We start from the raw sequence: 22,237 nt of genomic DNA on the forward strand, positions 1-22,237 counted from the left end.
TCAGGTAGACGATTCTCTTTACTAGTCATATAAATTCTTTTTGGGTCAATAGAATAATGCGACAAGCCTTGTCATCATCACCTTTTCAAGAGGGAGTCGCCCCCAACTTCCGCTTCCATCCTACGTTGATAGTACGGTTACTCAGATCACTCATTGAAGGTAGTATTTGAATTATTGTTTTGTCTTTACTTATTTAGATTCAAGTACTGAAGTTCAAAAATCCATTACAAAACGTATTTCAATGCACTATAAAAAAGTGTCTCCTCCTTACATTGCAAGGGATTGGAGTGTAGGAGGGGCGACTCTGGGAGGATCAGCGGGACAGGTGAAACACCCTGCGAGCGAAGCGAAGGGGTGTGGTTCACCGCCCGCCCTCCAGAACGCGTCCCCTCCGAAGCGCAAATCCCCACCCCAGCACTCTGCCAGCTTCTCATTGTTATCACGCCAAACTAGTATCCACACGCCTTTATTTGCTATACTGAAAAAAAGGAGGATTACGACTATGACTATCACATACTACGGCTATCCGAAATGTACCACATGCCGCAAAGCGAAGAAATGGCTCGAGAACGAGGGGATTTCATTCGAAGAACACAACATCGCCGAACAACCACCGAGCGAAGACGACCTTCGTAGCATGATCGCAAACTCCGGGCTCGAAATGAAGAAGTTCTTCAACACAAGCGGCATGAAATATCGCGAGCTCAATTTGAAAGACAAACTACCTACCATGACAGACGACGAAAAGATCGCACTGCTCGCTTCAGACGGAATGCTCATCAAACGTCCACTCGTGTCGGACAACCAAAAAGTGACCGTTGGTTTCAATGAAACAACATTCGCAGAAACATGGAAGAAATGATCTAGAATCTTGTCTTTACGCGGGAACTATGGCAAACTAAAGATAGATAAACTATTATATTTTTGGAGGTAACGACATGAGCACACCAAAAGATTTACGTTATTCAGAAGAGCACGAATGGGTAAAAGAAGAAGACGGTAAATACCGTATCGGAATCACACATTTTGCACAGTCTGAACTAGGGGATATCGTATTCGTTGAACTCCCACAAGTTGGCGATCAATTGAAATCTGACGAGCCTTTCGGAAGCGTTGAATCAGTGAAAACTGTTTCTGAATTGTATGCTCCACTAACTGGTAAAGTTGTAGAAGTGAACGAAAACCTTGAAGACAGCCCTGAATTGGTTAACGAATCTCCATACGAAGGTGCATGGATGGTTGTAGTTGAAATCGATGACAAAGCTGAATTGGATGCGTTAATGACAGCTGAACAATACGAAGAAATGACAGCTGAATAATCATCACAAAGGAAAGCGCTGGAACGTCTCAGCGTTTTTTTTACACTCTAGGAGGAAGCGCATGGACCTGAAAGTTCTCATTGTAGAAGGCGGTTCGGATCGTAAGCGGTTAGTGCCGATCCTTGCAGAGCCTGTAGAGATTCTTTGTACGAATGGTACCATCAGTGCGTACCACATCGAAGAACTGCTTGAGCCGTACGAGCAACATGAAATCTTCATATTTTTGGATGCGGACGCGTCAGGTGAATCCATTCGAAAGCTGTTCAAACAACTGTATCCGGAAGCTAGACACCTATACACGGATCGTCTCTATCGTGAAGTGGAGACGACGCCTATCAAGCTATTGGCCAGCATTTTAGCTGCCGCCAATTTTAAAGTACATCCTAAATTTTTGGCAGGTGGAACACATGAATAATTGGTCAATCGAAGACTGGAAACATGCAAAGGCGGCGGAGCAAATAGCCGCTTTTTATTTATTTACACCTATGTGTGGTACCTGTGCAGTCGCTTCGAAAATGTTAACGGTAATAGAAGCGATGCGACCGGAATTGCCCATTGGAAAAGCGGATTTGAATTACGTCCAGGATATTGCAATCGAATATGAAGTAGAGAGCGTTCCTTGTTTGCTCATTCAACGAAAAGGCGAGCCGATAGAAAAAATTTACGCTTTTCAATCTGTACCTTATCTACTGGAGAAGCTCAGTTGACAATAGAATTCGAAGTATGGTATAAGTAGATAATCAATTGAATACGTAACTCTTATAAAGAGCGGTGGAGGGAAGTGCCCTATGAAGCCCGGCAACCGTCACATATGTGAAATGGTGCCAATTCACTCAAAGTGTAATGCTTTGATAGATGAGAGAAATGGTAACGTACATATGTATATACGTTGGACCTTTCTGCTCAACTGCAGGAAGGTCTTTTTAAATTAAAGGTGGTGCGGAAAATGATTCAACTAGCAAACGTTCATAAAAGGTTCCAATTGAACCGTTCAGAAATTGTCGCAGTAGATGATGTGACATTTGACATCGAAGAAGGAGAAATTTTCGGCGTCATCGGATACAGCGGAGCAGGTAAAAGTACATTGATCAGACTACTGAATGGTCTTGAAACTCCGACGTCCGGTAGTATTAAGATTAATGAACAGGAAATGACGACGTTAAAAGGTGCAGGCTTGCGCAATGCGCGACAGAAAATCAGCATGATCTTTCAACACTTTAATTTGTTGTGGTCGAGAACGGTAGAAGAGAATATCATGTTTCCTCTTGAAATCGCTGGCGTGAAGAAATCGGCACGCAAGCAAAAAGTCAAAGAACTAATTGATTTAGTTGGATTGACAGGACGCGAAAAGGCGTATCCATCACAACTTTCAGGCGGTCAGAAGCAACGTGTCGGTATTGCACGTGCCCTTGCAAATGATCCGGAAGTATTGCTTTGTGATGAAGCGACATCCGCACTCGATCCAGAAACAACGAATGCTATTCTGGATTTATTAACGGATATTAATGAACGTCTTGGACTGACAATTGTTTTGATTACGCATGAAATGCATGTCATTCGTAAGATCTGTAATCGGGTGGCGGTCATGGAAGCCGGAAAAGTGATGGAAATCGGTAACGTGTTGGACGTTTTCCAATCTCCACAGGCTGATATTACGAAGCGTTTCATTTCACAAGTGACAGATACTGGTGATACGGATGCAGCGATGGCTCATTTACAAGAAGAAGTACCTCAAGGGAAGCTAGTGAAGTTAGCCTTCATTGGAGAGCGTACGGAACAGCCAGTGCTTGCTGAGTTAATCCGTAAATTTCCAATTGACGTCAACATCGTACAAGGGAATATTTCGACTACGCGTGACGGCGCATATGGCACATTAGTACTTCAATTGGTAGGCGATACAGCGGTCATTGATGAAGCAATCGTCTTCTTAGATGCCAATGAAGTAAAGACGGAGGTGCTGCTACATGATTGAGCAATGGTTCCCGAATGTTGACTGGGACAAAATGTGGCTTGCGACAGGCGAGACGCTCTATATGTCCGCATACTCGACATTCTTTACGTTCGTTTTTGGTATCGCACTTGGACTTATATTGTTTTTGACTAGCCCAGGACAATTATGGGCTAATAAAATGATTAACGTTATTACTGGCGCGTTCGTGAATATATTCCGATCAATTCCATTCATCATTTTAATTATTTTACTTATCCCATTTACAAAGTTATTGTTTGACAGCATGCGTGGACCGAATGCGGCATTGCCTGCGTTAATCATCGGGGCGGCTCCATTTTACGGACGCATGGTATTGATCGCGTTGCAGGAAATCGATAAAGGGGTTATCGAAGCAGCTCGCTCAATGGGTGCCAAAACATCCACTATTATTTTCAAGGTCTTGTTGCCTGAATCGATGCCAGCATTGGTTTCTGGAATTACGGTGACATCTATTGCACTTGTCGGCTATACGGCGATGGCAGGGGTCATTGGTGCTGGAGGGCTCGGTACACTTGCGTATTTAGAAGGGTTCCAGCGTAGCAGGGAAGACGTTACGATCATGGCAACGATTTTAGTATTGGTTGTCGTATTCATCATCCAAATTATTGGTGATCTCATTGTAAAACGTTTGGACAAACGGTAATAGGATTTTCAGGGTAACCTGTTGACCATAAAACATTCCATTAATGGAGAGGGAGAAATGTGGAGATGAAGAAATTTTTATTCGGTTTATTCGCAGCAGTATTAGTGCTTGCACTGGCAGCATGCGGAACGAAAGACGATAGCAAGGACGGGGCAGCACCAGATGTGGACGAGGCTGAAAAAGGCGAGAAAACAACATTGACAGTAGGGGCGTCTAACACGCCACACGCAGTCATTTTGGAAGAAGCAAAGCCATTACTAGCTGAAAAGGGCTATGATTTAGTAATTGAAAGTTACACAGATTATGTACTTCCCAATAAAGATTTGGATGAAGGTGAATTGGATGCGAACTACTTCCAACACATTCCATACTTAGAAAGTCAGATTGCTGATTTCGGTTATGATTTCGTCAATGCTGGTGCAATCCACATCGAGCCAATCGGTGTGTACTCTAAGAAATATGATTCACTTGAAGAACTTCCTGAAGGTGCTACAATCTTGATCAGTAACTCGGTTGCAGATCACGGACGTGTACTGGCTATGCTTGAGGAAAAAGGCTTGATTAAGTTGGCTGACGACGTAGAAAAAGTGAAAGCAGAAGTAGGAGATATCGTAGAAAATCCGAAAGATCTAAAGTTTGATGCGAACTACGAAGCGGCATTAATGCCTCAGTTATATGCGAATGATGAAGGCGATGCATTGTTGATCAACTCGAACTTTGCAATCGACGCTGGTTTAAATCCAATGGAAGATTCTATTGCGCTAGAAGATAAAGAGTCTCCTTATGTTAACGTAATTGCTGTAAATAGCGGTGACGAAGACAGTGATGCAATCAAAGCTTTGGTCGAAGTATTGACTTCAGAACAAATCCAAAACTTCATTTTAGACGAATGGTCTGGATCAGTCGTTCCAGTACAATAAACAAAGAAATGCCGGTAGCTATTGCAGCTACCGGTTTTTTATTAGGCTAGTTAAGCTCAATCATTTGCGTGAGCGCTCTATAGTGCCCGCTAAGCGCTCTATTCAAGCGTTTGAATGCTCTATAGGGCATGTTATTCGCTCTATTCGCATCCGTATTCGCTCATAGACCTCCCATAACCGCTCATAGACAACCCACGACCTCTAAATAAATTTACATTAACCCCAAACAAAATCTTCTTTATTCTTTCGACATGTGGTAAAGTTAATTTTGTTTGAGTAATACATATGTGTATTTGAGGAGGACGTATTGTGAAGTTTAAATTAGGGCTTATTTGGCGAATTTTGATTGCCATTGCCCTGGCAATTGGACTAGGCTTGTTATTGCCGACGATCCATGAAGGATTTGCGCATTGGTTCGTTCGTTTAGCAGCCACATTTAATATGTTATTCGGTGGATTCTTGAACTTTGTAGTTCCACTGATCATCATCGCGTTTATCGCACCAAGTATTGCAAAGCTCGGGGCAGGTTCAGGCAAACTACTAGGCATGTCTGCTGCGTTTGCTTATGGCTCTACAATTATCGCTGGTTTACTTGCTTATTTTGCAGCAACGAATATTTTACCGAACTTTATTAATCCAACGACGAAGACGGACATTGCAGAAGGCGCGCGTGAAGCGGGAGAAGCGTTCTTCAAAATGGAAATGGATCCAATGATGGGTATTATGACAGCGTTACTGATGGCATTCTTACTTGGAATTGGGATGGCAGCGATTAAAGGTAAGACGATGCTGTCATTTTTCGAAGAGTTTAACTTAATTATTGATAAGGTTATTTCTGTCGTGATTATTCCACTATTACCATTCCACATATTCGGGATTTTCTTGAATATGACGTATACAGGGGAAGTAGCGAATGTACTTTCTGTCTTTGTATTTGTTTTCATTATGATCATTATTCTTCACTTGATCATGCTGACATTGCAATACACAGTGGCAGGTACATTGAACAAGCGTAATCCATTTGTGTTAATGAAAACGATGCTGCCTGCGTATTTGACAGCTATCGGAACGCAGTCATCTGCGGCCACGATTCCGGTTACACTTCGTCAGGCGAAAAAGACGGGTGCTTCAGAACGCGTAACGAACTTCGCGGTTCCGTTATTCGCAACGATTCACCTGTCAGGTAGTACAATTACCATCGTCTCTTGTTCAATCGGGGTTATGCTGATGAACGGGTTCGACGTTAGCTTTGGTGCGTACTTGCAATTCATCTTTATGCTAGGTGTTACAATGATCGCAGCTCCGGGAGTACCGGGTGGTGCAGTCGTTGCCGCAACTGGACTTCTGACGACTATGCTTGGATTCACCGACGGCATGGTAGCATTAATGATCGCATTATACCTAGCACAAGATAGCTTCGGAACAGCAACAAACGTAACAGGCGACGGCGCACTTGCAATGATCGTCGACCGCTTCACTAAAAAAGTATAGAGATATAAAGGAGCTGTCCCTTCGCCATCATTTCAAATGACGAAGAGTGACAGCTCCTTTTTGACTTGCAAAAGTATAGGAAATAGGGGAAAGGTGGCATAGTGTTGGAGTAGGGATTTCGAGTACAAAAATCTACTTCCAATGCTACGCTTATCTTCACAATGTAAGCAGGTAAAACTTATTCATTGTGCATTAAAGCTAGAATTGTATTCTATTTTGAACTTGAACTTGAACTTGAACTTGAACTTGAACTTAAATTAATTTTAAACATAACAATAATTCAAATACTTAGTTCAATGAATAATCTAAGTACCTGTACTATCAAAGTAGGATGGAAGCGGAAGTTGGGGGCGAAGTGCAAAGATGTGCTCCTAACGCTTCGCTTTTACTCGCAAAAGCCGTTCTTCGTTACGGCTCTTCCCGCGGGCCCATGGGAAAGCGTCCCCCAACTGGAGCTTCCATCCCGAACCATTTACTAAGTAACTAACTATGCCCAAGCAATCGCTTTTAAACTCAACCTGCATAAAAAGTTCTAACTTCATCATTTTTCAATCAACTTTATTTTCTCATCTAATTCTTATGTACCAATCTACAGTTGATTCTCATTCACTAGTAGTCAATTGAAAAATAAATAACAAGAAAAACGCAGCCAGCCACAAGCTGCCAATGATATTGTTCAATATTTGTAATGATTCTTAAAGATTTGCAACCAACTCGAATATGAGTTAAGATTAGAATGATACTAAATAGAGAATGGATAAACCATTCAACGTGATCATACTGGAGGTATTGGAATGGCAATTTTGGAAATTAAAGATCTTCATGTCCAAATTGAGGACAAAGAAATCTTAAAGGGTGTTACCTTAACAATAAATACAAATGAGATCCATGCAATCATGGGTCCCAATGGTACGGGGAAATCTACGCTTGCATCAGCAATCATGGGTCACCCGAAATATGAAGTCACTTCTGGATCAATTACAATTGATGGAGAAGACGTATTAGCAATGGAAGTAGATGAGCGCGCAAGAGCAGGTCTATTCCTAGCAATGCAATATCCAAGTGAAATCACTGGCGTAACGAACGCAGACTTCCTCCGTTCTGGAGTGAACGCACGTCGTGAAGAAGGCGATGAAATTTCATTGATGAAATTTATTCGTGAAATGGATAGCAAGATGGAAGTTCTTGAAATGGAAGAAGATATGGCAACTCGTTATTTAAACGAAGGTTTCTCTGGTGGAGAGAAAAAGCGTAATGAAATTCTCCAGCTAATGATGTTGAAACCAAAGTTTGCAGTACTTGACGAAATTGACTCAGGTCTAGATATCGACGCATTGAAAATTGTTTCTAACGGAATCAACCAAATGCGCGGTGAAGGTTTTGGTTGCTTGATCATCACTCACTACCAGCGTTTGTTAGACTACATCACGCCGGACAAAGTGCATATCATCATGCAAGGTAAAATCGTTAAAACTGGTGGTTCTGAATTGGCCAAGAAACTTGAAGTTGAAGGATATGACTGGATCAAAGAAGAGCTAGGTATCGAAGACGAAACTGTTGGACAAGAAGCATAAGAAAGGGGACGACTCAAAATGACGGTTGAAACAACATTGGCATTGACCGAACAAGACGTCCGCTCTTATTCCGCAAAAGTGGAGGAAGCTGCTTGGATGGCAGATTTTCGTTCGAATGCTCTAGCTAAAGCTGAAGTACTCGAAATGCCAAGACCAGATAAAACTAAGATTACAAAGTGGAATTTCACGGAATTCCCTTCACATACAGTTGAAAGCTCAATCTTCGCGGGCTTGGAAGAAATGCCAACAGAAGCGAAAGCATTGATTGATGACGAACAACAACAAAACATTTACGTGCAGCACAATAACACACCTGCATACCTTTCATTGTCAGAAGATCTGAAGTCACAAGGCGTTATTATGACGGATATCTTCACGGCATCACGCGAACACAGTGAGTTGTTGCAGAAACACTTGATGACTAATGGTGTGAAAGTGGATGAGCATAAATTAACAGCTCTTCACGCAGCATTGATCAACGGTGGAGTATTTGTCTACGTACCTAAAAACGTAGTTATCGAAGATCCACTGCAAGTACTCTTCATTCACGATAATGAAGAAGCTTCATTATTTAACCACGTAGTAATTGTCGCAGAGGAAAACAGCCAAGTAACATATGTAGAAAGCTATCTTTCTACTATCGAGCATGCGGCAACTCAAGCGAACATTGTATCTGAAGTATTTGCTATGGCGAATGCGAAAATTGTCTACGGTGCAGTCGACGTATTAGCAGAAGGTATGACAACTTATGTCAACCGTCGCGGTGTTACTGGACCTCACGCACGCATTGAGTGGGCGCTTGGACTGATGAACGACAGCAATACGATTTCTGAAAACATCACGCATTTAGTAGGTGACGGTTCATCTAGTGATATGAAATCCGTAGTCGTCGGACGCGGTAACCAGAAACAAAACTTCACATCTGAAATCGTACACTGGGGACTTGATACAGACGCTTTCATTTTGAAGCACGGTGTAATGAAAGAAAACTCTACTGCCATCTTTAATGGAATCGGTCGTATCGCAAAAGGCGCTACTCGTTCTAACGCAGTGCAAGAGTCACGTATTCTGATGTTGGGTGAAAGAGGGCGCGGAGACGCAAACCCGATTTTACTCATCGATGAAGACGATGTAACAGCAGGTCACGCAGCTTCAGTAGGACGTGTAGATCCTCTACAAATGTTCTATCTAATGAGCCGTGGTATTACACAAGAAGAAGCAGAACGCCTCATCATTCATGGTTTCTTAGCTCCAGTCGTTAGCAAATTGCCAATCGCAGGAGTTAGAAAACAATTGACGGAGGTTATTGAAAGGAAAGTGCGCTAATGCTCAGCAAAGACATCCGCAATCATTTCCCTATATTAGACCAAGAAGTCAATGGACATCCTCTTGTCTACTTGGATAGTGCTGCTACATCACAAAAGCCTGTTCAAGTAATTGAGGCACTGAATCGCTACTATCGCTTTGATAACTCGAATGTTCACCGTGGGGTGCATACACTTGGGAATCGCGCGACAGACGGCTATGAAGGTGCTCGCGAGAAAGTCCGTAAATTCATTAATGCCAAATCCACGCAAGAAGTGATCTTCATGCGCGGTACAACAACAGCTATCAACACTGTTGCGCAAAGTTATGGCCGTGCCAATGTCTCGGAAGGTGACGAGATCGTCATTACACATATGGAGCACCATTCCAATATTATTCCGTGGCAACAGCTCGCAAAAGAAACTGGCGCCGTGTTAAAATATATTGATTTAGAAGAAGACGGTACATTATCACTTGATAAAGTACGGGAAACCATTACAGACAAAACGAAAATTGTTTCGATCATGTATGTTTCCAACGTCCTCGGTACGATGAATCCGATTGAAGAAATCACAAAAATTGCCCATCAACATGGCGCAGTGATGTGTGTGGATGCTGCACAAGCAGCTCCACATTTAAAAATAGATGTACAGAATCTAGATTGCGACTTCCTTGCATTTTCCGGACACAAAATGTGTGGACCTACCGGTATCGGTGTCCTCTACGGTAAGAAGGATTTGCTCAATAATATGGAACCTATCGAATTCGGCGGCGAAATGATTGATTTTGTCGGATTATACGAATCCACATGGAAAGAGTTGCCTTGGAAATTTGAAGGCGGCACACCTATTATTGCAGGAGCTATCGGACTCGGTGCAGCCATCGACTTCCTGGAAGAAATCGGTTTGGATGCTATCGAAAAGCATGAACACGAACTAGCTGGTTATGCTATGGATAAAATGTCTGAAATCGACGGTTTGACCATTTACGGTCCAAGAGATCCAGAAAAGCGCGCAGGATTGGTCACATTCAATTTGGATGACGTCCATCCTCACGATGTTGCTACTGTACTCGATATGAATGGTATAGCTGTTCGTGCAGGTCACCATTGTGCACAACCGTTGATGAAATGGTTACAAGTTTCTTCGACAGCACGTGCTAGCTTCTATCTTTACAACACCACTGATGACGTAGATCGCCTCGTGGAAGGACTTCGCACAACAAAGGAGTATTTTAACGATGTCTACTAATAAATTAGATCAACTTTATCGTTCTGTAATTATGGAGCACTATAAACACCCGAAAAACAAAGGCGTCTTGGAGAATGGTAATGTTACAATCGACATGAACAATCCAACTTGTGGTGACGTCATCCGTTTAACAATGAACGTAGAAGACGACATCGTCAAGGATGTTAAGTTTGAAGGCGAAGGATGTTCCATTTCAATGGCATCTGCTTCCATGATGACACAGATGATTAAAGGTGAAACAACAGAGCGCGCATTGCAATTAGCTCATACTTTTTCAAATATGATGCTAGGCAAAGATATTGATGAGTCGATTGATCTTGACGACTTAGAAGCACTATCGGGTGTCGCGCAATTCCCTGCCCGCATAAAATGTGCAACATTGAGCTGGAAGGCGATGGAAAAGGGAGTCTCTGGCGAGTCGCAGTGACCTTGGCCATAGTACGAGCAATTATGGGACGGAGGAATAGTAATGGCAAAACAGATGCCGGAAATCGGCGATTACAAATATGGTTTCAGTGATAAGGACGTTTCGGTGTTCCGTTCAGAACGTGGACTGACACGCGAAATCGTAGAAGAAATTTCTGGAATGAAAAGTGAACCACAATGGATGTTGGATTACCGTCTGAAGTCTCTTGAGATCTTCTACAGTAAGCCAATGCCACAATGGGGCGGAGACTTGAATTCATTGAAATTTGATGAAATCACGTACTACGTAAAACCATCTGAAGGTGCAGAAACTTCTTGGGATGAAGTACCTGAAGAAATCAAGCGTACGTTTGATAAACTAGGTATTCCTGAAGCAGAACAAAAATACTTGGCAGGTGTATCTGCACAGTATGAATCTGAGGTAGTTTATCACAATATGAAAGAAGAACTAACAGATCTTGGAATTGTCTTTAAAGACACGGATTCTGCACTTCGTGAAAACGAAGAGTTATTCAAGCAGTATTGGGGTACAGTTATTCCAAACTCGGATAATAAATTCTCAGCGTTGAACTCTGCTGTATGGTCTGGTGGATCATTTATCTATGTACCGCCTGGCGTAAAAGTAGAAACACCGCTACAAGCGTATTTCCGTATTAACTCGGAAAACATGGGACAGTTCGAGCGTACAATGATCATCGTAGACGAAGGCGCAAGCGTTCACTACGTAGAAGGTTGTACAGCACCTGTTTACACAACAAACTCTCTACACAGTGCGGTTGTTGAAATCATCATCAAAAAAGATGCATATTGCCGTTACACGACAATCCAAAACTGGGCGAACAACGTCTACAACTTGGTAACGAAGCGTGCGGTATGTGAGCAAAATGCGACAATGGAATGGATCGATGGCAACATTGGTTCTAAATTGACGATGAAGTACCCAGCAGTCATCCTAAAAGGTGAAGGCTCACGTGGTTTGACTTTATCCATCGCATTAGCAGGTAAAGGACAGCACCAGGATGCCGGCGCGAAAATGATGCACTTGGCACCTAATACGTCTTCTACTATTGTTTCAAAATCTATCTCTCAACACGGCGGAAAAGTAACGTATCGCGGAGTTGTCCACTTCGGACGTAATGCGGACGGAGCACGTGCCAACATTGAGTGTGATACGTTGATCATGGATAAACTATCTACTTCAGATACAATTCCATACAATGAAATCTTGAATAACAATATTTCATTGGAACACGAAGCAAAAGTATCAAAAGTTTCCGAGGAGCAGCTCTTCTATTTGATGAGCCGTGGTATTCCTGAATTGGAAGCAACAGAAATGATCGTAATGGGCTTCATCGAGCCATTTACAAAAGAACTACCGATGGAATATGCGGTAGAGATGAACCGTCTGATCAAGTTCGAGATGGAAGGTTCAATCGGATAATACAATTAAACCCTGTTCGCATCTACTGGTGCGAACAGGGTTTTTTTATGTGAAGATAGTAGCTTGACCTATTTTTTCTCAACAACGGCAATTGTGCATCTGGACACACTGATTAATTTACCTGCTTCATCTGTAATTTGGATGTCCCAAACCATTGAGGTGCGGCCCCTATGGTAAGGGGTGGCGGTAGCAGTAACTATGCCATCTTTTTTACCCCGTATATGATTCGCATTGATTTCTAGCCCAACTGGATAATGTGTCTCTGGATTCAAGTTTAAAGCGGCGGCAATGCTAGCAGCTGTCTCAGCGAGCGCCACGGACGCACCTCCATGCAATAATCCCATCGGTTGAACGGTTTTCGGTCCAACCGGCATTTCACAGACGACTTTGTCTGGATCTAGTTCTTTAAAGGTAATTCCCAATGCACCAATCAGCGTATCTTTTAAGTCCAAACCGTCCAATAAATTAAGTTCTTTCATCCTCTTCTTACCCTCCATTTCCATGATATACTTCTATTACATGTATATACATATAAGTGTAACGCATACTGCTATGAACCCAACTGTAAAAAGAATATGCGTACATGTACCCTAATATAGTGTTGGATAAATTGTCAAGGCTCATTAGAAAGTTAGCTATCTACATTTGAAAGAAGGGGTGAGTGTCGTGAAAAAGGATTTGGATCAAGAACAAGCAAAATATATTATTGATGTATGCGCCAGTGCTAATCTCCGTACGGTATCCGGTTCACTTACACAACTGTACAACCAACTGTTAAAACCTACTGGATTAAAAATCACCCAATATTATATGCTAGGCAATATTTATGCAACACCAGACATATCCATTAGTAAATTAGGTGAAATTATGTTGTTGGATCAAACGACCGTCACGCGTAACTTAAATATTTTAAACGATTCAGGATATGTACAGATCAAGAGAGTGAAACAGGATTCGCGAATAAAAGTCGTTACGTTAACAGATGTAGGGTATGAGAAATTAAATAACGCTACGCCTATTTGGATGCAAGTACAGGAACAAATTGAAGGCTCTATTGGCAAAACAGAGTATATGGATTTACTGGAGAAGTTGGCCTCATTACAGAAAGTAATAGAAGAGATCAAAAGTTTATCGACATGAAAATGAATCTTCATTCATAAATTGATTGACAACTCAAAAAAATCAAGTAAAATACATGTATATACATGTATTGACGATGTAGGAGTTTTGAAGAGTACGGTTTTTACGTTAGTAACAGATATACACAGAACACATTTTGAAAGCGCTTACGATAAAAGGAGAGTGTTTATGATGAATTTAGTAGAATTGAAAAACAGTATGAGTCTTCCGGTGATTGCTTCCCCGATGTTTATTATTAGTAATCCTAAGACTGTGATTGAGCAATGTAAAGCAGGAATAATTGGTTCTATGCCATCTCTAAACGCAAGACCAGTTGCACAATTTGAAGAGTGGTTGATTGAGATTACAGAAGAATTAGCGGACTATAATGCCAAAAATCCTACTAAACCAGCCGCACCATTTGCGATCAACCAAATCGTTCACCGATCCAACGAAAGATTGCAAGAAGATATGGAGCTGTGTGTAAAGTATAAAGTTCCGATCATTATTACATCTCTTGGTGCGAGAGAAGATGTCTATGAGGCAGCGCATAGTTACGGTGGTATCGTTTTGCATGATGTCATCAATAATATGTTCGCGAAAAAAGCTATTGAAAAAGGGGCAGATGGTTTAATTGCGGTAGCGGCAGGAGCGGGTGGTCATGCTGGTCCGAAAAGCCCGTTCGCACTCGTTCAAGAAATCCGTGAATGGTTTGATGGACCACTCGTGCTAGGAGGTTCTATCGCAACTGGCGGAAGCGTATTAGCAGCTGAAGCAATGGGTGCAGACTTTGCATACATCGGATCGCCATTCATCGCTACTGAAGAAGCAAGAGCAGTTGACGAATATAAACAAGCAATTGTAGACGCAACTTCGGATGATATCGTGTATAGCAATTACTTCACAGGTATCCACGGGAATTATTTAGCTACATCTATTCGTGCATCGGGCTTAGATCCTGAAAACTTGCCAGAAAGTGATCCAAGTAAAATGAACTTCGGTGGGGATGCGGGTCAAAAAGCTTGGAAAGATATTTGGGGTTGTGGACAAGGAATTGGTATTATCGATAAAGTACAACCTACAAAAGATTACGTCGCGCAATTGGCTCAGCAATACAATGAGGCAAAAGATCGGTTGGTAGGAGATCGAGTGAACACAGCGAGCAGATAATACAGTGGGAAAAATGAATCGATTTACGATAAAAAACAAGTATGTCCATCCAGACACGCTTGTTTTTTATTTGTCTACTTAGTGTTTGTGAATGGAATGTGTTTCAATACGGTTGATTTTTAAATCATTCATCGCGGTTTTTTGATAGGTGAATTCAACATCTGATTGGAGTTGTTCGAGTAAAGAGAGGGTTTTGGTTTGTGTTTCCATTAAGGATCCAGTTTGCTGGTAGATAATATCCTGTTTACTTTCCATAGAAGATAACCGTTTATTTGTCAGTTGCTGTTCCTTTTTCACTTCTACCATTTCTGTATTAAGGACATCGACATTAGTCTTGAGTATTTCAACGTCCGACGTGAGTGTGCCAACATCTGACTTAAGCGTACTAACATCCGACTTAAGCGTACTAACGTCTGATTTGAGTGTACTAACATCTGACTTAAGCGTACTAACGTCTGATTTGAGTGTACTAACATCTGACTTGAGCGTACTAACGTCTGACTTAAGCGTACTAACATCTGACTTGAGTGCACTAACATCTAACTTAATCTCAGAGACGTCAGTTTTAATGCTTTTCATTTCGCTCAAAATTTGGTGCAATAGAACGTCACTCATTTTCCTCCATCCTTTCGTATGTAATTGATCCTCTCTATATAATAGCATGTATTATATGAAAGACAAACACCATCCTATTGCTAAATCAATTCATTGATTATATACCTTACGGGGTATATAATACATATATAAACAAATGGAGAGGAGTTTTTTACATGTCTGAAAAAGCAACTGTATATGTGTCATCTACTTGCCCTTATTGTACGATGATGACGAATTATCTAGATGAAATCCATGTACCTTACGAGACGATCAATGTCTCTACAAATCCTGAAGAAGGTGAGCGTCTAATGGAAATAACGGGTCAGATGGGCGTTCCACAAACACAGCTGAATGGTAAATGGATAATTGGCTTTGATCCAGCAAGTATTCAAGCTGCACTCGACGCATGAATAAATTCAAACAGATTGTATTTAACCGAGGCTGCACAATTCAAACGGCTGAAGAGATGGAAAAGAAGTTATTTCCACGCTTTTGTATTGGCAACATAGCATTTGCGGTGATGGGTGTGATCCTCGTCATCATAGAATGGACTCACTAATAGGAGGCGCCAAGTATGGGATGGATTATTATAGCACTCATCGTCGGCTTAGTAGTTTGGCGAATGAAACCTGCAAAAGGTGTGCAAACAATTTCGACTGAACAATTAAAAGATAGACTGAATGAGCGAAACGTCCAGTTAATCGATGTACGTTCACCGGCAGAATATACAGGACGTCATATAAAGGAATTTAAGAATATCCCATTGAATCTACTTTCGAATAAAATGGGGACATTGAAGAAAGATCAAGAAGTCATAGTCATCTGTCAAAGCGGCATGCGCAGTTCAAATGCGGCAACACAGCTGAAAAAAGCAGGGTTCGTGAATGTAACGAATGTACGTGGTGGAATGAGCGCGTGGCAAGGCTAATGATAGAAGAAGCGTTTCGAGAATCTTATCTCGAGACGCTTTTTTAATTGGAAATGAAACCAATTACATCAAGTGAAATACAATAGAGTAAAGCCTAGTCTGCACGTGCGATTTTTCCGAAAATACATAAGATATGATACACTAAGTTAAAGGTAAAAGGAGGGGGACTTTCCATGATACATGTTGGCCTGACTGGATGGGGAGACCATCCAAGCCTATATAATGAAAATACAGTTGCGAATAAAAAACTTGTAGATTATAGTAAACATTTTCCGATTGTTGAGCTAGATTCGACGTTTTATGCGATACAATCAAAGAAAGTAATGGATAAGTGGAATGAGGAAACGCCTGCTAATTTCCAATTTGTTGTGAAAGCGTATCAAGGCATCACAGGTCATCAGCGTGGAAAACTACCGTATGATTCTGAAGAAGAGATGTTCACACAATTTAAATTGTCGATGACGTCATTTGTCGAAGCGGGTAAGCTTGCGATGGTGCTTGTACAGTTTCCACCTTGGTTCGATTGCAAGAAGGAAAACGTCGAACGTATTCGTTATGTTCACGAACAATTACAACCGTTGCCCATTGCCGTCGAATTTCGCAATCAAACTTGGTACTCACCTGCATATCGAGAGAAGACACTGGATTTCTTGAACGGTCTAAACGTCATTCATGTCGTCTGCGATGAGCCGCAAGTGGGAGATGGAAGTGTGCCACTTGTACCGATTGCGACGGATAAAAAAGTGCTGTTACGTCTCCACGGACGGAATGATAAAGGTTGGGTCAATACGATGGGGGATAGTAAAGCATGGCGTAAAGTGCGCTATCTTTATGATTATAACAATAAAGAATTAGAGAGTATGAGTGAAATCGTCAAACATCTCGAGAAGCAAGCAGAAGAAGTTTTTGTCATTTTTAATAATAACTCTGGTCAGCATGCAGCCAAGAACGCTAAACAGTTTGCAAGTTTAGTCAACATAGAATATGGTCAGCCGCTTACGAAGCAAATGGATTTGTTTGAGGAGGATCAGTAATGGAATTTGTAGTACTCGCTTTAATTGGATTGGCATCGGGTGTAATTGGTTCCATCGCAGGCCTTGGAGGCGGAACCATTTTAGTTCCAGTGACATTGTTTGTCGGTCTGAACCTCGGCATGATTCCCGATATTACGCCGCAGAGTGTAGTCGGTTTGTCGGTCATTATGATGATCGCGAACGGACTTGGTTCGACAGTTTCATATATGAAAGTCAAAACTATTGATTATAAAAGCGCATTTCTATTTTTTGTAGCGAGTATTCCGGGCATCATAATCGGTGCGTTGATTAATAAAAACTTGAGTTTGCAATCATTTAATTTATATTTTGGTATATTGCTCATTGTTTTATCTACACTGTTATTAACAAGAAAATATTTAAAACCGATTCGATGGTTTGTTGACAATGGCAAGAAAATGAAGTTTACTGATCCGCAGGGCAAAACACATATCTATGGCTATCCAATATGGTTTGCGATTCTACTAGCATTATTCATTGGATTTACTTCGGGATTATTCGGAATTGGTGGAGGTACGATGATAGTGCCAGCCATGATTTTACTATTCTTGTTCCCACCACACGTGGCTGTCGCGACATCGATGCTCATGGTATTTTTATCAGCCATCGTCAACTCGATTTCACATATTTCACTAGGTCACGTACCATGGCTCTATACGATTCCTGTTGTGCCAGGAGCTTATTTTGGCGGGATGCTCGGAGCGTACTTAAATAGCAGAATGAAATCAGAAACTTTGGTTTTAGTCATACGCATCATTTTACTCATCTTTGGACTGCGTTCCATTTATGAAGGGATTTGGGGTTGACACTTATGAAGGAAACCGTAGCGACAATTCACATTTATCATACGAATGATGTACATAGTCATTTTGAAAACTGGCCGCAAATTCGCCATTTCCTCTCGCAGCGTAAGCAGCAAGCGGCAGACAATGGCGAAGCATGTTTTTTATTTGATATCGGAGACCATATTGACAGATCTCACCCATTCACAGAAGGAACAGAAGGTAAAGGAAATGTGGAATTATTAAATAAATCAGGATACCACGCTGTAACGATCGGCAACAATGAAGGAATCACCATGTCCAAGGAAGCGTTGAATACATTATATGAAGATGCGAATTTCGATGTAGTGCTCTGCAACTTAAAATATCAAGATGGAGAGCTGCCTCACTGGGCAAAAACGTCTAAAGTGTTTGAGACTGCAGAAGGCGTGCGTGTCGGTGTTATAGGGGCTACAGCTCCGTATTACGCGTTTTATGAACAACTAGGCTGGAGTGTTACTGAACCGCATATAGCATTACAAGAAGTAGCGCGTAACTTGCGCCCTCAATGTGATGTGATTGTTTGCCTCTCCCATTTAGGTATTCATGAAGATCGTCTGCTAGCTGAACAATGCCCAGAAATTGATGTTATTTTGGGCGGCCATACACATCATTTATTGCAAAACGGTGAATGGTTTGATGACACATTGATCGCGGCTGCTGAAAAGTTCGGTCATTATGTCGGACATGTGCAAGTAGATGTGGACCGCATGACGAATCAAGTGATTCATATGAAAGCAGAAGTGTTCCCAACGCAAATGATGGAAATGTCCGAAGAAGACATAAAACAGGTGAATGATTTATTTGCTGAAGGGGAAGAAACTTTACAAGTCCCGGTATTTTATAATCCTTCACCGTTATCACAGCGTTTAACAGGAGATAGTCCATTATCTTCACTGTTTGGTCGGGCGTTACTCGACTATTTGGATGCTGACTGTGCATTATTTAATGCAGGGATTTTCCTTGGTAGTCTAGAGGAAGGATGGATTACAAAAGGTGACTTACATTCCTTATTACCGCATCCCATCAATCCATGTCTTGTTCATTTAGATGGGGCAGAACTGCTGACAATCTACGAGCAATCGCTTGATCCAAAGTGGACAGAGCTTCCAATCAAGGGGCTTGGTTTCCGTGGTACATTAATGGGCAGCATGATTCATGAGCATTTATATGTCAATCATGAAGGGCAATTATTCGCCGGAAATCGATTAGTGAAGCCTGGGGAAAACTACACACTGGCGACGCTTGATATGTTCACGTTCGGCTTTTTCTATCCTTTATTAAAAGAAGCAAAGAAAGAATATGTCATGCCGGAAATGCTTCGTGATGTACTCGGTTGGTACGGCAGAAAATATTTCAATGAACGCTAGTTATGTATGCCTCCTACTTCGCATAATGTGATGTAGGAGGCGTTTTTATGCGGTTTTATACGAATCAAAAACGGCCAAAGAGACACCATTATGGCAAAACCATACTACGATTTGTCATCCCAACCGTTTTAGTAGGGGTGGCGATATTTTTCTATACCGTCAACAAACAACTAACGCCGATCTATACACAGTACGCCGAAGTGCAAACCCAGAAAATAGCCAGTCACGTCATCAGCCAGGCAATCAATAATCGATCTACCAGTGTCTATGATGTCAATGAAATTATTGAAAACGTCCCCGACGATACAACCGACACGGTGACGACGAAGTTCAATGCAGAAATCATTAGCCAAGTTATGTCCGAAATACATCAGCTCGTAGAAGATCATCTAGAGCGAGCAGAGGGCGGAGATCTGGATATGCTACCGCCACTTGGCGATCTTGAATACAATCCCGATCGTATGCAAAAGGAACAGGGCATCGTGTTTTTTGTTCCACTTGGGCAAGCAACCAATATTCCCTTAATTGGTAACTTGGGTCCAAAAATTCCTATCCGTTTCCATGTTGTAGGGGATGTACATGCAAATGTTGAAACTGATATACGAGAATTCGGTATTAACAATGCTTATGTAGAAGTAAATTTATTGTTGAAAGTGAATGTACAGATCATCGTTCCATTAGCGACAAGCAAGAGTGTCGTAGAGCAGAAAATCCCTATCGCTATTGGCTTGATTAGAGGGAAGGTACCGCAAATTTATTCGAAAGGGGAGCAAATGCCAGCACAAATCGAGGTTCCACTTGAGAAGACCGAGTAAAAGGGTGTTGTGAACGATGTCGATTATTGCTACACTAAGTACAGAAGAATATCGAGACTTACGTAGAGGCTGCATTGTTTATAAGTACCTAGCGAGAGAGTGACGTCTATGACCGCGAGTGAAAGGAAGCAATGCCGAAGTTTGAGAAGAGTCTGCTTCTCAAGTTGGGGTCATTTCAAAGAGGAATGACACTGTCATACAGCGACAAATGTATGGAGAGCTACAATAGCCAATTGAACTATGATTTATTAACATATTGCTTGTTCAACTGGCCAGCCGACTCCTACACGTGCGTTAGTACTTGTGGAGTGGGCTATTTTTGTGGGGAAAATTCAGAAATACAAAATATTGTCAGCATTCCACTCTTCGAAAGATCTTCTGCATTTCGATATTATCTAGCAACTTGAAAGAGGAGGAATTACAATGATCGGAACGTGGGTCTCTATTTTGCCTCCTATTATCGCCATCGTGATGGTGTTAGCGACGAGGAGAGTATTATTATCATTAGGAGCGGGAATTGTTACAGCAGCTTTACTTTTAGCGAACTTTGCTCCGTTCGAGACACTAAAAGGTGTATGGAGAGCCATGACAGTTTCATTTTGGGATGGCGGACTCAATACGTATAATATATTTATTATGTTATTTCTATTATTACTAGGTGTCATTACGGCATTTGTTAGTCTATCCGGAGGAAGTGCAGCATTTGCGCGCTGGGCTGTCACGCGTATTCGTACAAAACGTGGCGCAAAGCTACTGACAATGGCGCTCGGTATTGCCATATTTGTAGACGATTACTTCAATGCATTGGCAGTTGGCCAGATTGCAAGACCTATTACGGATCAGCATAAGATCTCTCGTGCAAAACTAGCATATTTCATTGATTCTACGTCAGCACCTATCTGTGTCGTGTCACCTATATCCAGTTGGGGCGCGTTTTTGATTGGACAACTAGCACTTATTTTAGGTACGACAGCAGCGGTCAGCTATTCACCGTTGACTGCATTCGTCATGATGGCGCCGATGAATTTTTATGTCATCGCGACATTGTCCATGGTCTTCTTCTTCGCTTGGACGAATAATGACTTCTTTGAAATGAAGAAGCATGAAGATCGTGCCATGAATGAAGGCGAACTGTTTGACCAAAATAAAGAAATACCTGGTCAGCTAAAGGAAGAATTTCCAGAGCATACACACGGTAAAGTACGTGATTTAGTTGCGCCAATCGTGACATTGATTGTGGTAACGCTTGGCATGATGATTTATACGGGTTATAAAGAAGCAGGTATCTTTGATATTTGGGCTATCTTCGAAAACACGGATGTACCGTTCTCCTTGGTAATTGGTGGTACTACAGCTACATTACTAGCTATGTTGTTATATACACTACAAATGAAAGAGAACGAAACAGCAAGCGTTTCATGGATGGGACGCGCATTTGTAAGTGGTGTAAAAGCGATGATGCCTGCGATTTTAATCTTAATCTTCGCTTGGGGATTGACGGAACTTATTGCATCGCTTGATACAGGACTATTCCTTTCTACAATGGTAGAGCAATTGAATATTCCGGTCGCATTCCTTCCAGTACTGATTTTCGTATTAGCGGGATTAATGGCATTTTCAACAGGTACGTCATGGGGGTCGTTTGGTATCTTGATGCCGATCGCAGGGACGATCATGGTCAATGCAGCACCTGAACTATTATTACCAGCGTTAGCAGCAGTTCTTGCAGGTGCGGTATTCGGAGATCATTGTTCACCGATTTCCGATACAACCATCTTATCTTCCACTGGGGCAGGTTGTAATCACATGGATCACGTCTCTACACAATTGCCTTACGCACTCGTTGCTGCGAGTGTTTCAGCGATTGGTTATATTGTTCTAGGAATTACTGGTTCAGTTTGGATTGGACTCGTAGCAGTTATTATTATGTTGATAGTTTTATTCACATACTGGAACGCAAAAGGAAAACAACGCGCTGCGCGAATAGCATAATTTTACAGTTTGGA

The 22,237-nt window shown here is 41.8% G+C and carries 25 protein-coding genes and 2 riboswitches; of the genes, 23 read left to right on the forward strand and 2 right to left on the reverse strand.

Annotation, left to right across the window (positions count from 1 at the left end):
- Positions 1–502: 502 nt before the first annotated feature.
- The 13 genes from CSV69_RS12275 to sufB all read left to right on the forward strand — a co-directional run bounded on the left by CSV69_RS12275 (position 503) and on the right by sufB (position 12,359).
- On the forward strand, positions 503–862 hold the full coding sequence (locus tag CSV69_RS12275; RefSeq protein WP_085426822.1) for an arsenate reductase family protein: 360 nt from the start codon (positions 503–505) through the stop codon (positions 860–862).
- A gap of 76 nt (positions 863–938) precedes the next feature.
- Positions 939–1,319: a glycine cleavage system protein GcvH gene (gcvH, locus tag CSV69_RS12280; RefSeq protein ID WP_085426821.1), complete on the forward strand. Its 381-nt coding sequence runs from the start codon at positions 939–941 to the stop codon at positions 1,317–1,319.
- A 61-nt stretch (positions 1,320–1,380) separates the two neighbouring features.
- The gene (locus tag CSV69_RS12285) at positions 1,381–1,734 is read left to right on the forward strand and encodes a toprim domain-containing protein (RefSeq protein ID WP_199170420.1); all 354 of its coding nucleotides are present in this window, start codon (positions 1,381–1,383) and stop codon (positions 1,732–1,734) included.
- On the forward strand, positions 1,727–2,026 hold the full coding sequence (locus tag CSV69_RS12290) for a thioredoxin family protein (RefSeq protein ID WP_085426820.1): 300 nt from the start codon (positions 1,727–1,729) through the stop codon (positions 2,024–2,026). The genes CSV69_RS12285 and CSV69_RS12290 overlap by 8 nt, the downstream gene beginning before the upstream one ends.
- A 49-nt stretch (positions 2,027–2,075) precedes the next feature.
- A riboswitch (SAM riboswitch) is annotated at positions 2,076–2,181 on the forward strand.
- A gap of 84 nt (positions 2,182–2,265) precedes the next feature.
- Entirely contained in the window at positions 2,266–3,291 is a 1,026-nt protein-coding gene (locus CSV69_RS12295) for a methionine ABC transporter ATP-binding protein (RefSeq protein WP_099693571.1), read from the forward strand.
- Positions 3,284–3,952, forward strand: a complete 669-nt coding sequence (locus tag CSV69_RS12300) for a methionine ABC transporter permease (RefSeq protein WP_085426818.1) — start codon at positions 3,284–3,286, stop codon at positions 3,950–3,952. Before CSV69_RS12295 ends, CSV69_RS12300 begins: the two co-directional genes overlap by 8 nt.
- A 65-nt stretch (positions 3,953–4,017) precedes the next feature.
- The gene (locus CSV69_RS12305; protein ID WP_085426817.1) at positions 4,018–4,872 is read left to right on the forward strand and encodes a MetQ/NlpA family ABC transporter substrate-binding protein; all 855 of its coding nucleotides are present in this window, start codon (positions 4,018–4,020) and stop codon (positions 4,870–4,872) included.
- A gap of 309 nt (positions 4,873–5,181) precedes the next feature.
- Positions 5,182–6,363 (forward strand): dicarboxylate/amino acid:cation symporter, encoded by a 1,182-nt coding sequence (locus CSV69_RS12310; RefSeq protein WP_099693572.1) that lies wholly within the window; start codon positions 5,182–5,184, stop codon positions 6,361–6,363.
- Between the two features lie 794 nt (positions 6,364–7,157).
- Complete coding sequence (gene sufC / locus CSV69_RS12320; RefSeq protein ID WP_085426815.1) at positions 7,158–7,937, forward strand: Fe-S cluster assembly ATPase SufC; 780 nt, start codon at positions 7,158–7,160, stop codon at positions 7,935–7,937.
- A gap of 18 nt (positions 7,938–7,955) precedes the next feature.
- Complete coding sequence (gene sufD / locus CSV69_RS12325) at positions 7,956–9,263, forward strand: Fe-S cluster assembly protein SufD (protein ID WP_085426814.1); 1,308 nt, start codon at positions 7,956–7,958, stop codon at positions 9,261–9,263.
- On the forward strand, positions 9,263–10,492 hold the full coding sequence (locus CSV69_RS12330; RefSeq protein ID WP_085426813.1) for a cysteine desulfurase: 1,230 nt from the start codon (positions 9,263–9,265) through the stop codon (positions 10,490–10,492). The genes sufD and CSV69_RS12330 overlap by 1 nt, the downstream gene beginning before the upstream one ends.
- Positions 10,482–10,919 (forward strand): Fe-S cluster assembly sulfur transfer protein SufU, encoded by a 438-nt coding sequence (gene sufU, locus CSV69_RS12335; RefSeq protein ID WP_085426812.1) that lies wholly within the window; start codon positions 10,482–10,484, stop codon positions 10,917–10,919. Before CSV69_RS12330 ends, sufU begins: the two co-directional genes overlap by 11 nt.
- Before the next feature lie 42 nt (positions 10,920–10,961).
- On the forward strand, positions 10,962–12,359 hold the full coding sequence (gene sufB, locus CSV69_RS12340) for a Fe-S cluster assembly protein SufB (protein WP_085426811.1): 1,398 nt from the start codon (positions 10,962–10,964) through the stop codon (positions 12,357–12,359).
- 68 nt (positions 12,360–12,427) lie between these two features.
- On the opposite strand, the gene CSV69_RS12345 is transcribed toward sufB, so the two are convergent.
- Positions 12,428–12,856, reverse strand: coding sequence for a PaaI family thioesterase (locus tag CSV69_RS12345; protein WP_369823959.1), 429 nt, complete (start codon positions 12,854–12,856; stop codon positions 12,428–12,430).
- A 169-nt stretch (positions 12,857–13,025) separates the two neighbouring features.
- Between CSV69_RS12345 and CSV69_RS12350 the strand changes: the two genes are divergently transcribed.
- Both CSV69_RS12350 and CSV69_RS12355 read left to right on the forward strand, forming a co-directional pair.
- Positions 13,026–13,499, forward strand: a complete 474-nt coding sequence (locus CSV69_RS12350; RefSeq protein ID WP_099693574.1) for a MarR family winged helix-turn-helix transcriptional regulator — start codon at positions 13,026–13,028, stop codon at positions 13,497–13,499.
- A gap of 168 nt (positions 13,500–13,667) precedes the next feature.
- Positions 13,668–14,648, forward strand: a complete 981-nt coding sequence (locus tag CSV69_RS12355) for an NAD(P)H-dependent flavin oxidoreductase (protein WP_085426810.1) — start codon at positions 13,668–13,670, stop codon at positions 14,646–14,648.
- 78 nt (positions 14,649–14,726) lie between these two features.
- Here CSV69_RS12355 and CSV69_RS12360 read toward each other — a convergent pair whose 3' ends face one another.
- A complete protein-coding gene (locus CSV69_RS12360; RefSeq protein WP_099693575.1) occupies positions 14,727–15,263 on the reverse strand; it encodes a coiled-coil domain-containing protein in 537 nt (178 codons plus the stop codon).
- Between the two features lie 155 nt (positions 15,264–15,418).
- Between CSV69_RS12360 and CSV69_RS12365 the strand changes: the two genes are divergently transcribed.
- From CSV69_RS12365 to CSV69_RS12395, 8 genes are all read left to right on the forward strand, one after another.
- A complete protein-coding gene (locus CSV69_RS12365; protein ID WP_085426808.1) occupies positions 15,419–15,655 on the forward strand; it encodes a glutaredoxin family protein in 237 nt (78 codons plus the stop codon).
- The gene (locus tag CSV69_RS16885) at positions 15,652–15,804 is read left to right on the forward strand and encodes a hypothetical protein (protein WP_157129922.1); all 153 of its coding nucleotides are present in this window, start codon (positions 15,652–15,654) and stop codon (positions 15,802–15,804) included. The genes CSV69_RS12365 and CSV69_RS16885 overlap by 4 nt, the downstream gene beginning before the upstream one ends.
- Positions 15,805–15,819: 15 nt before the next feature.
- The gene (locus tag CSV69_RS12370) at positions 15,820–16,173 is read left to right on the forward strand and encodes a rhodanese-like domain-containing protein (protein WP_085426807.1); all 354 of its coding nucleotides are present in this window, start codon (positions 15,820–15,822) and stop codon (positions 16,171–16,173) included.
- Between the two features lie 173 nt (positions 16,174–16,346).
- Entirely contained in the window at positions 16,347–17,207 is an 861-nt protein-coding gene (locus tag CSV69_RS12375) for a DUF72 domain-containing protein (RefSeq protein WP_099625733.1), read from the forward strand.
- Positions 17,207–18,031, forward strand: a complete 825-nt coding sequence (locus CSV69_RS12380; protein WP_085426805.1) for a sulfite exporter TauE/SafE family protein — start codon at positions 17,207–17,209, stop codon at positions 18,029–18,031. Before CSV69_RS12375 ends, CSV69_RS12380 begins: the two co-directional genes overlap by 1 nt.
- 5 nt (positions 18,032–18,036) lie before the next feature.
- Positions 18,037–19,416, forward strand: coding sequence for a bifunctional metallophosphatase/5'-nucleotidase (locus CSV69_RS12385; RefSeq protein ID WP_233192391.1), 1,380 nt, complete (start codon positions 18,037–18,039; stop codon positions 19,414–19,416).
- A 47-nt stretch (positions 19,417–19,463) separates the two neighbouring features.
- Positions 19,464–20,231 carry a sporulation protein YunB gene (gene yunB / locus CSV69_RS12390; protein ID WP_099693576.1) on the forward strand — a complete coding sequence of 256 codons (768 nt, stop codon included), beginning with the start codon at positions 19,464–19,466 and terminating at the stop codon, positions 20,229–20,231.
- Between the two features lie 55 nt (positions 20,232–20,286).
- A riboswitch (Lysine riboswitch) is annotated at positions 20,287–20,462 on the forward strand.
- Positions 20,463–20,654: 192 nt separating this feature from the next.
- Entirely contained in the window at positions 20,655–22,223 is a 1,569-nt protein-coding gene (locus tag CSV69_RS12395) for a Na+/H+ antiporter NhaC family protein (RefSeq protein ID WP_099693577.1), read from the forward strand.
- Positions 22,224–22,237: the final 14 nt, after the last annotated feature.

The organism is Sporosarcina sp. P26b (genome assembly GCF_002743245.1).
GTDB classification, from domain to species: Bacteria; Bacillota; Bacilli; order Bacillales_A; family Planococcaceae; genus Sporosarcina; species Sporosarcina ureae_C.

Coding starts and splice junctions, on each gene's coding strand:
- sufU (WP_085426812.1), top strand. CDS start 10,482: ATGTCTACTAATAAATTAGATCAACTTTATCGTTCTGTAATTATGGAG.
- CSV69_RS12375 (WP_099625733.1), top strand. CDS start 16,347: ATGATACATGTTGGCCTGACTGGATGGGGAGACCATCCAAGCCTATAT.
- CSV69_RS12275 (WP_085426822.1), top strand. CDS start 503: ATGACTATCACATACTACGGCTATCCGAAATGTACCACATGCCGCAAA.
- CSV69_RS12285 (WP_199170420.1), top strand. CDS start 1,381: ATGGACCTGAAAGTTCTCATTGTAGAAGGCGGTTCGGATCGTAAGCGG.
- CSV69_RS12295 (WP_099693571.1), top strand. CDS start 2,266: ATGATTCAACTAGCAAACGTTCATAAAAGGTTCCAATTGAACCGTTCA.
- CSV69_RS12385 (WP_233192391.1), top strand. CDS start 18,037: ATGAAGGAAACCGTAGCGACAATTCACATTTATCATACGAATGATGTA.
- CSV69_RS12355 (WP_085426810.1), top strand. CDS start 13,668: ATGATGAATTTAGTAGAATTGAAAAACAGTATGAGTCTTCCGGTGATT.
- CSV69_RS12345 (WP_369823959.1), bottom strand. CDS start 12,856: ATGGAGGGTAAGAAGAGGATGAAAGAACTTAATTTATTGGACGGTTTG.
- CSV69_RS12380 (WP_085426805.1), top strand. CDS start 17,207: ATGGAATTTGTAGTACTCGCTTTAATTGGATTGGCATCGGGTGTAATT.
- CSV69_RS12290 (WP_085426820.1), top strand. CDS start 1,727: ATGAATAATTGGTCAATCGAAGACTGGAAACATGCAAAGGCGGCGGAG.
- CSV69_RS12360 (WP_099693575.1), bottom strand. CDS start 15,263: ATGAGTGACGTTCTATTGCACCAAATTTTGAGCGAAATGAAAAGCATT.
- sufD (WP_085426814.1), top strand. CDS start 7,956: ATGACGGTTGAAACAACATTGGCATTGACCGAACAAGACGTCCGCTCT.
- CSV69_RS12370 (WP_085426807.1), top strand. CDS start 15,820: ATGGGATGGATTATTATAGCACTCATCGTCGGCTTAGTAGTTTGGCGA.
- CSV69_RS12305 (WP_085426817.1), top strand. CDS start 4,018: ATGAAGAAATTTTTATTCGGTTTATTCGCAGCAGTATTAGTGCTTGCA.
- CSV69_RS12395 (WP_099693577.1), top strand. CDS start 20,655: ATGATCGGAACGTGGGTCTCTATTTTGCCTCCTATTATCGCCATCGTG.
- CSV69_RS16885 (WP_157129922.1), top strand. CDS start 15,652: ATGAATAAATTCAAACAGATTGTATTTAACCGAGGCTGCACAATTCAA.
- CSV69_RS12330 (WP_085426813.1), top strand. CDS start 9,263: ATGCTCAGCAAAGACATCCGCAATCATTTCCCTATATTAGACCAAGAA.
- gcvH (WP_085426821.1), top strand. CDS start 939: ATGAGCACACCAAAAGATTTACGTTATTCAGAAGAGCACGAATGGGTA.
- sufB (WP_085426811.1), top strand. CDS start 10,962: ATGGCAAAACAGATGCCGGAAATCGGCGATTACAAATATGGTTTCAGT.
- CSV69_RS12300 (WP_085426818.1), top strand. CDS start 3,284: ATGATTGAGCAATGGTTCCCGAATGTTGACTGGGACAAAATGTGGCTT.
- sufC (WP_085426815.1), top strand. CDS start 7,158: ATGGCAATTTTGGAAATTAAAGATCTTCATGTCCAAATTGAGGACAAA.
- yunB (WP_099693576.1), top strand. CDS start 19,464: ATGCGGTTTTATACGAATCAAAAACGGCCAAAGAGACACCATTATGGC.
- CSV69_RS12365 (WP_085426808.1), top strand. CDS start 15,419: ATGTCTGAAAAAGCAACTGTATATGTGTCATCTACTTGCCCTTATTGT.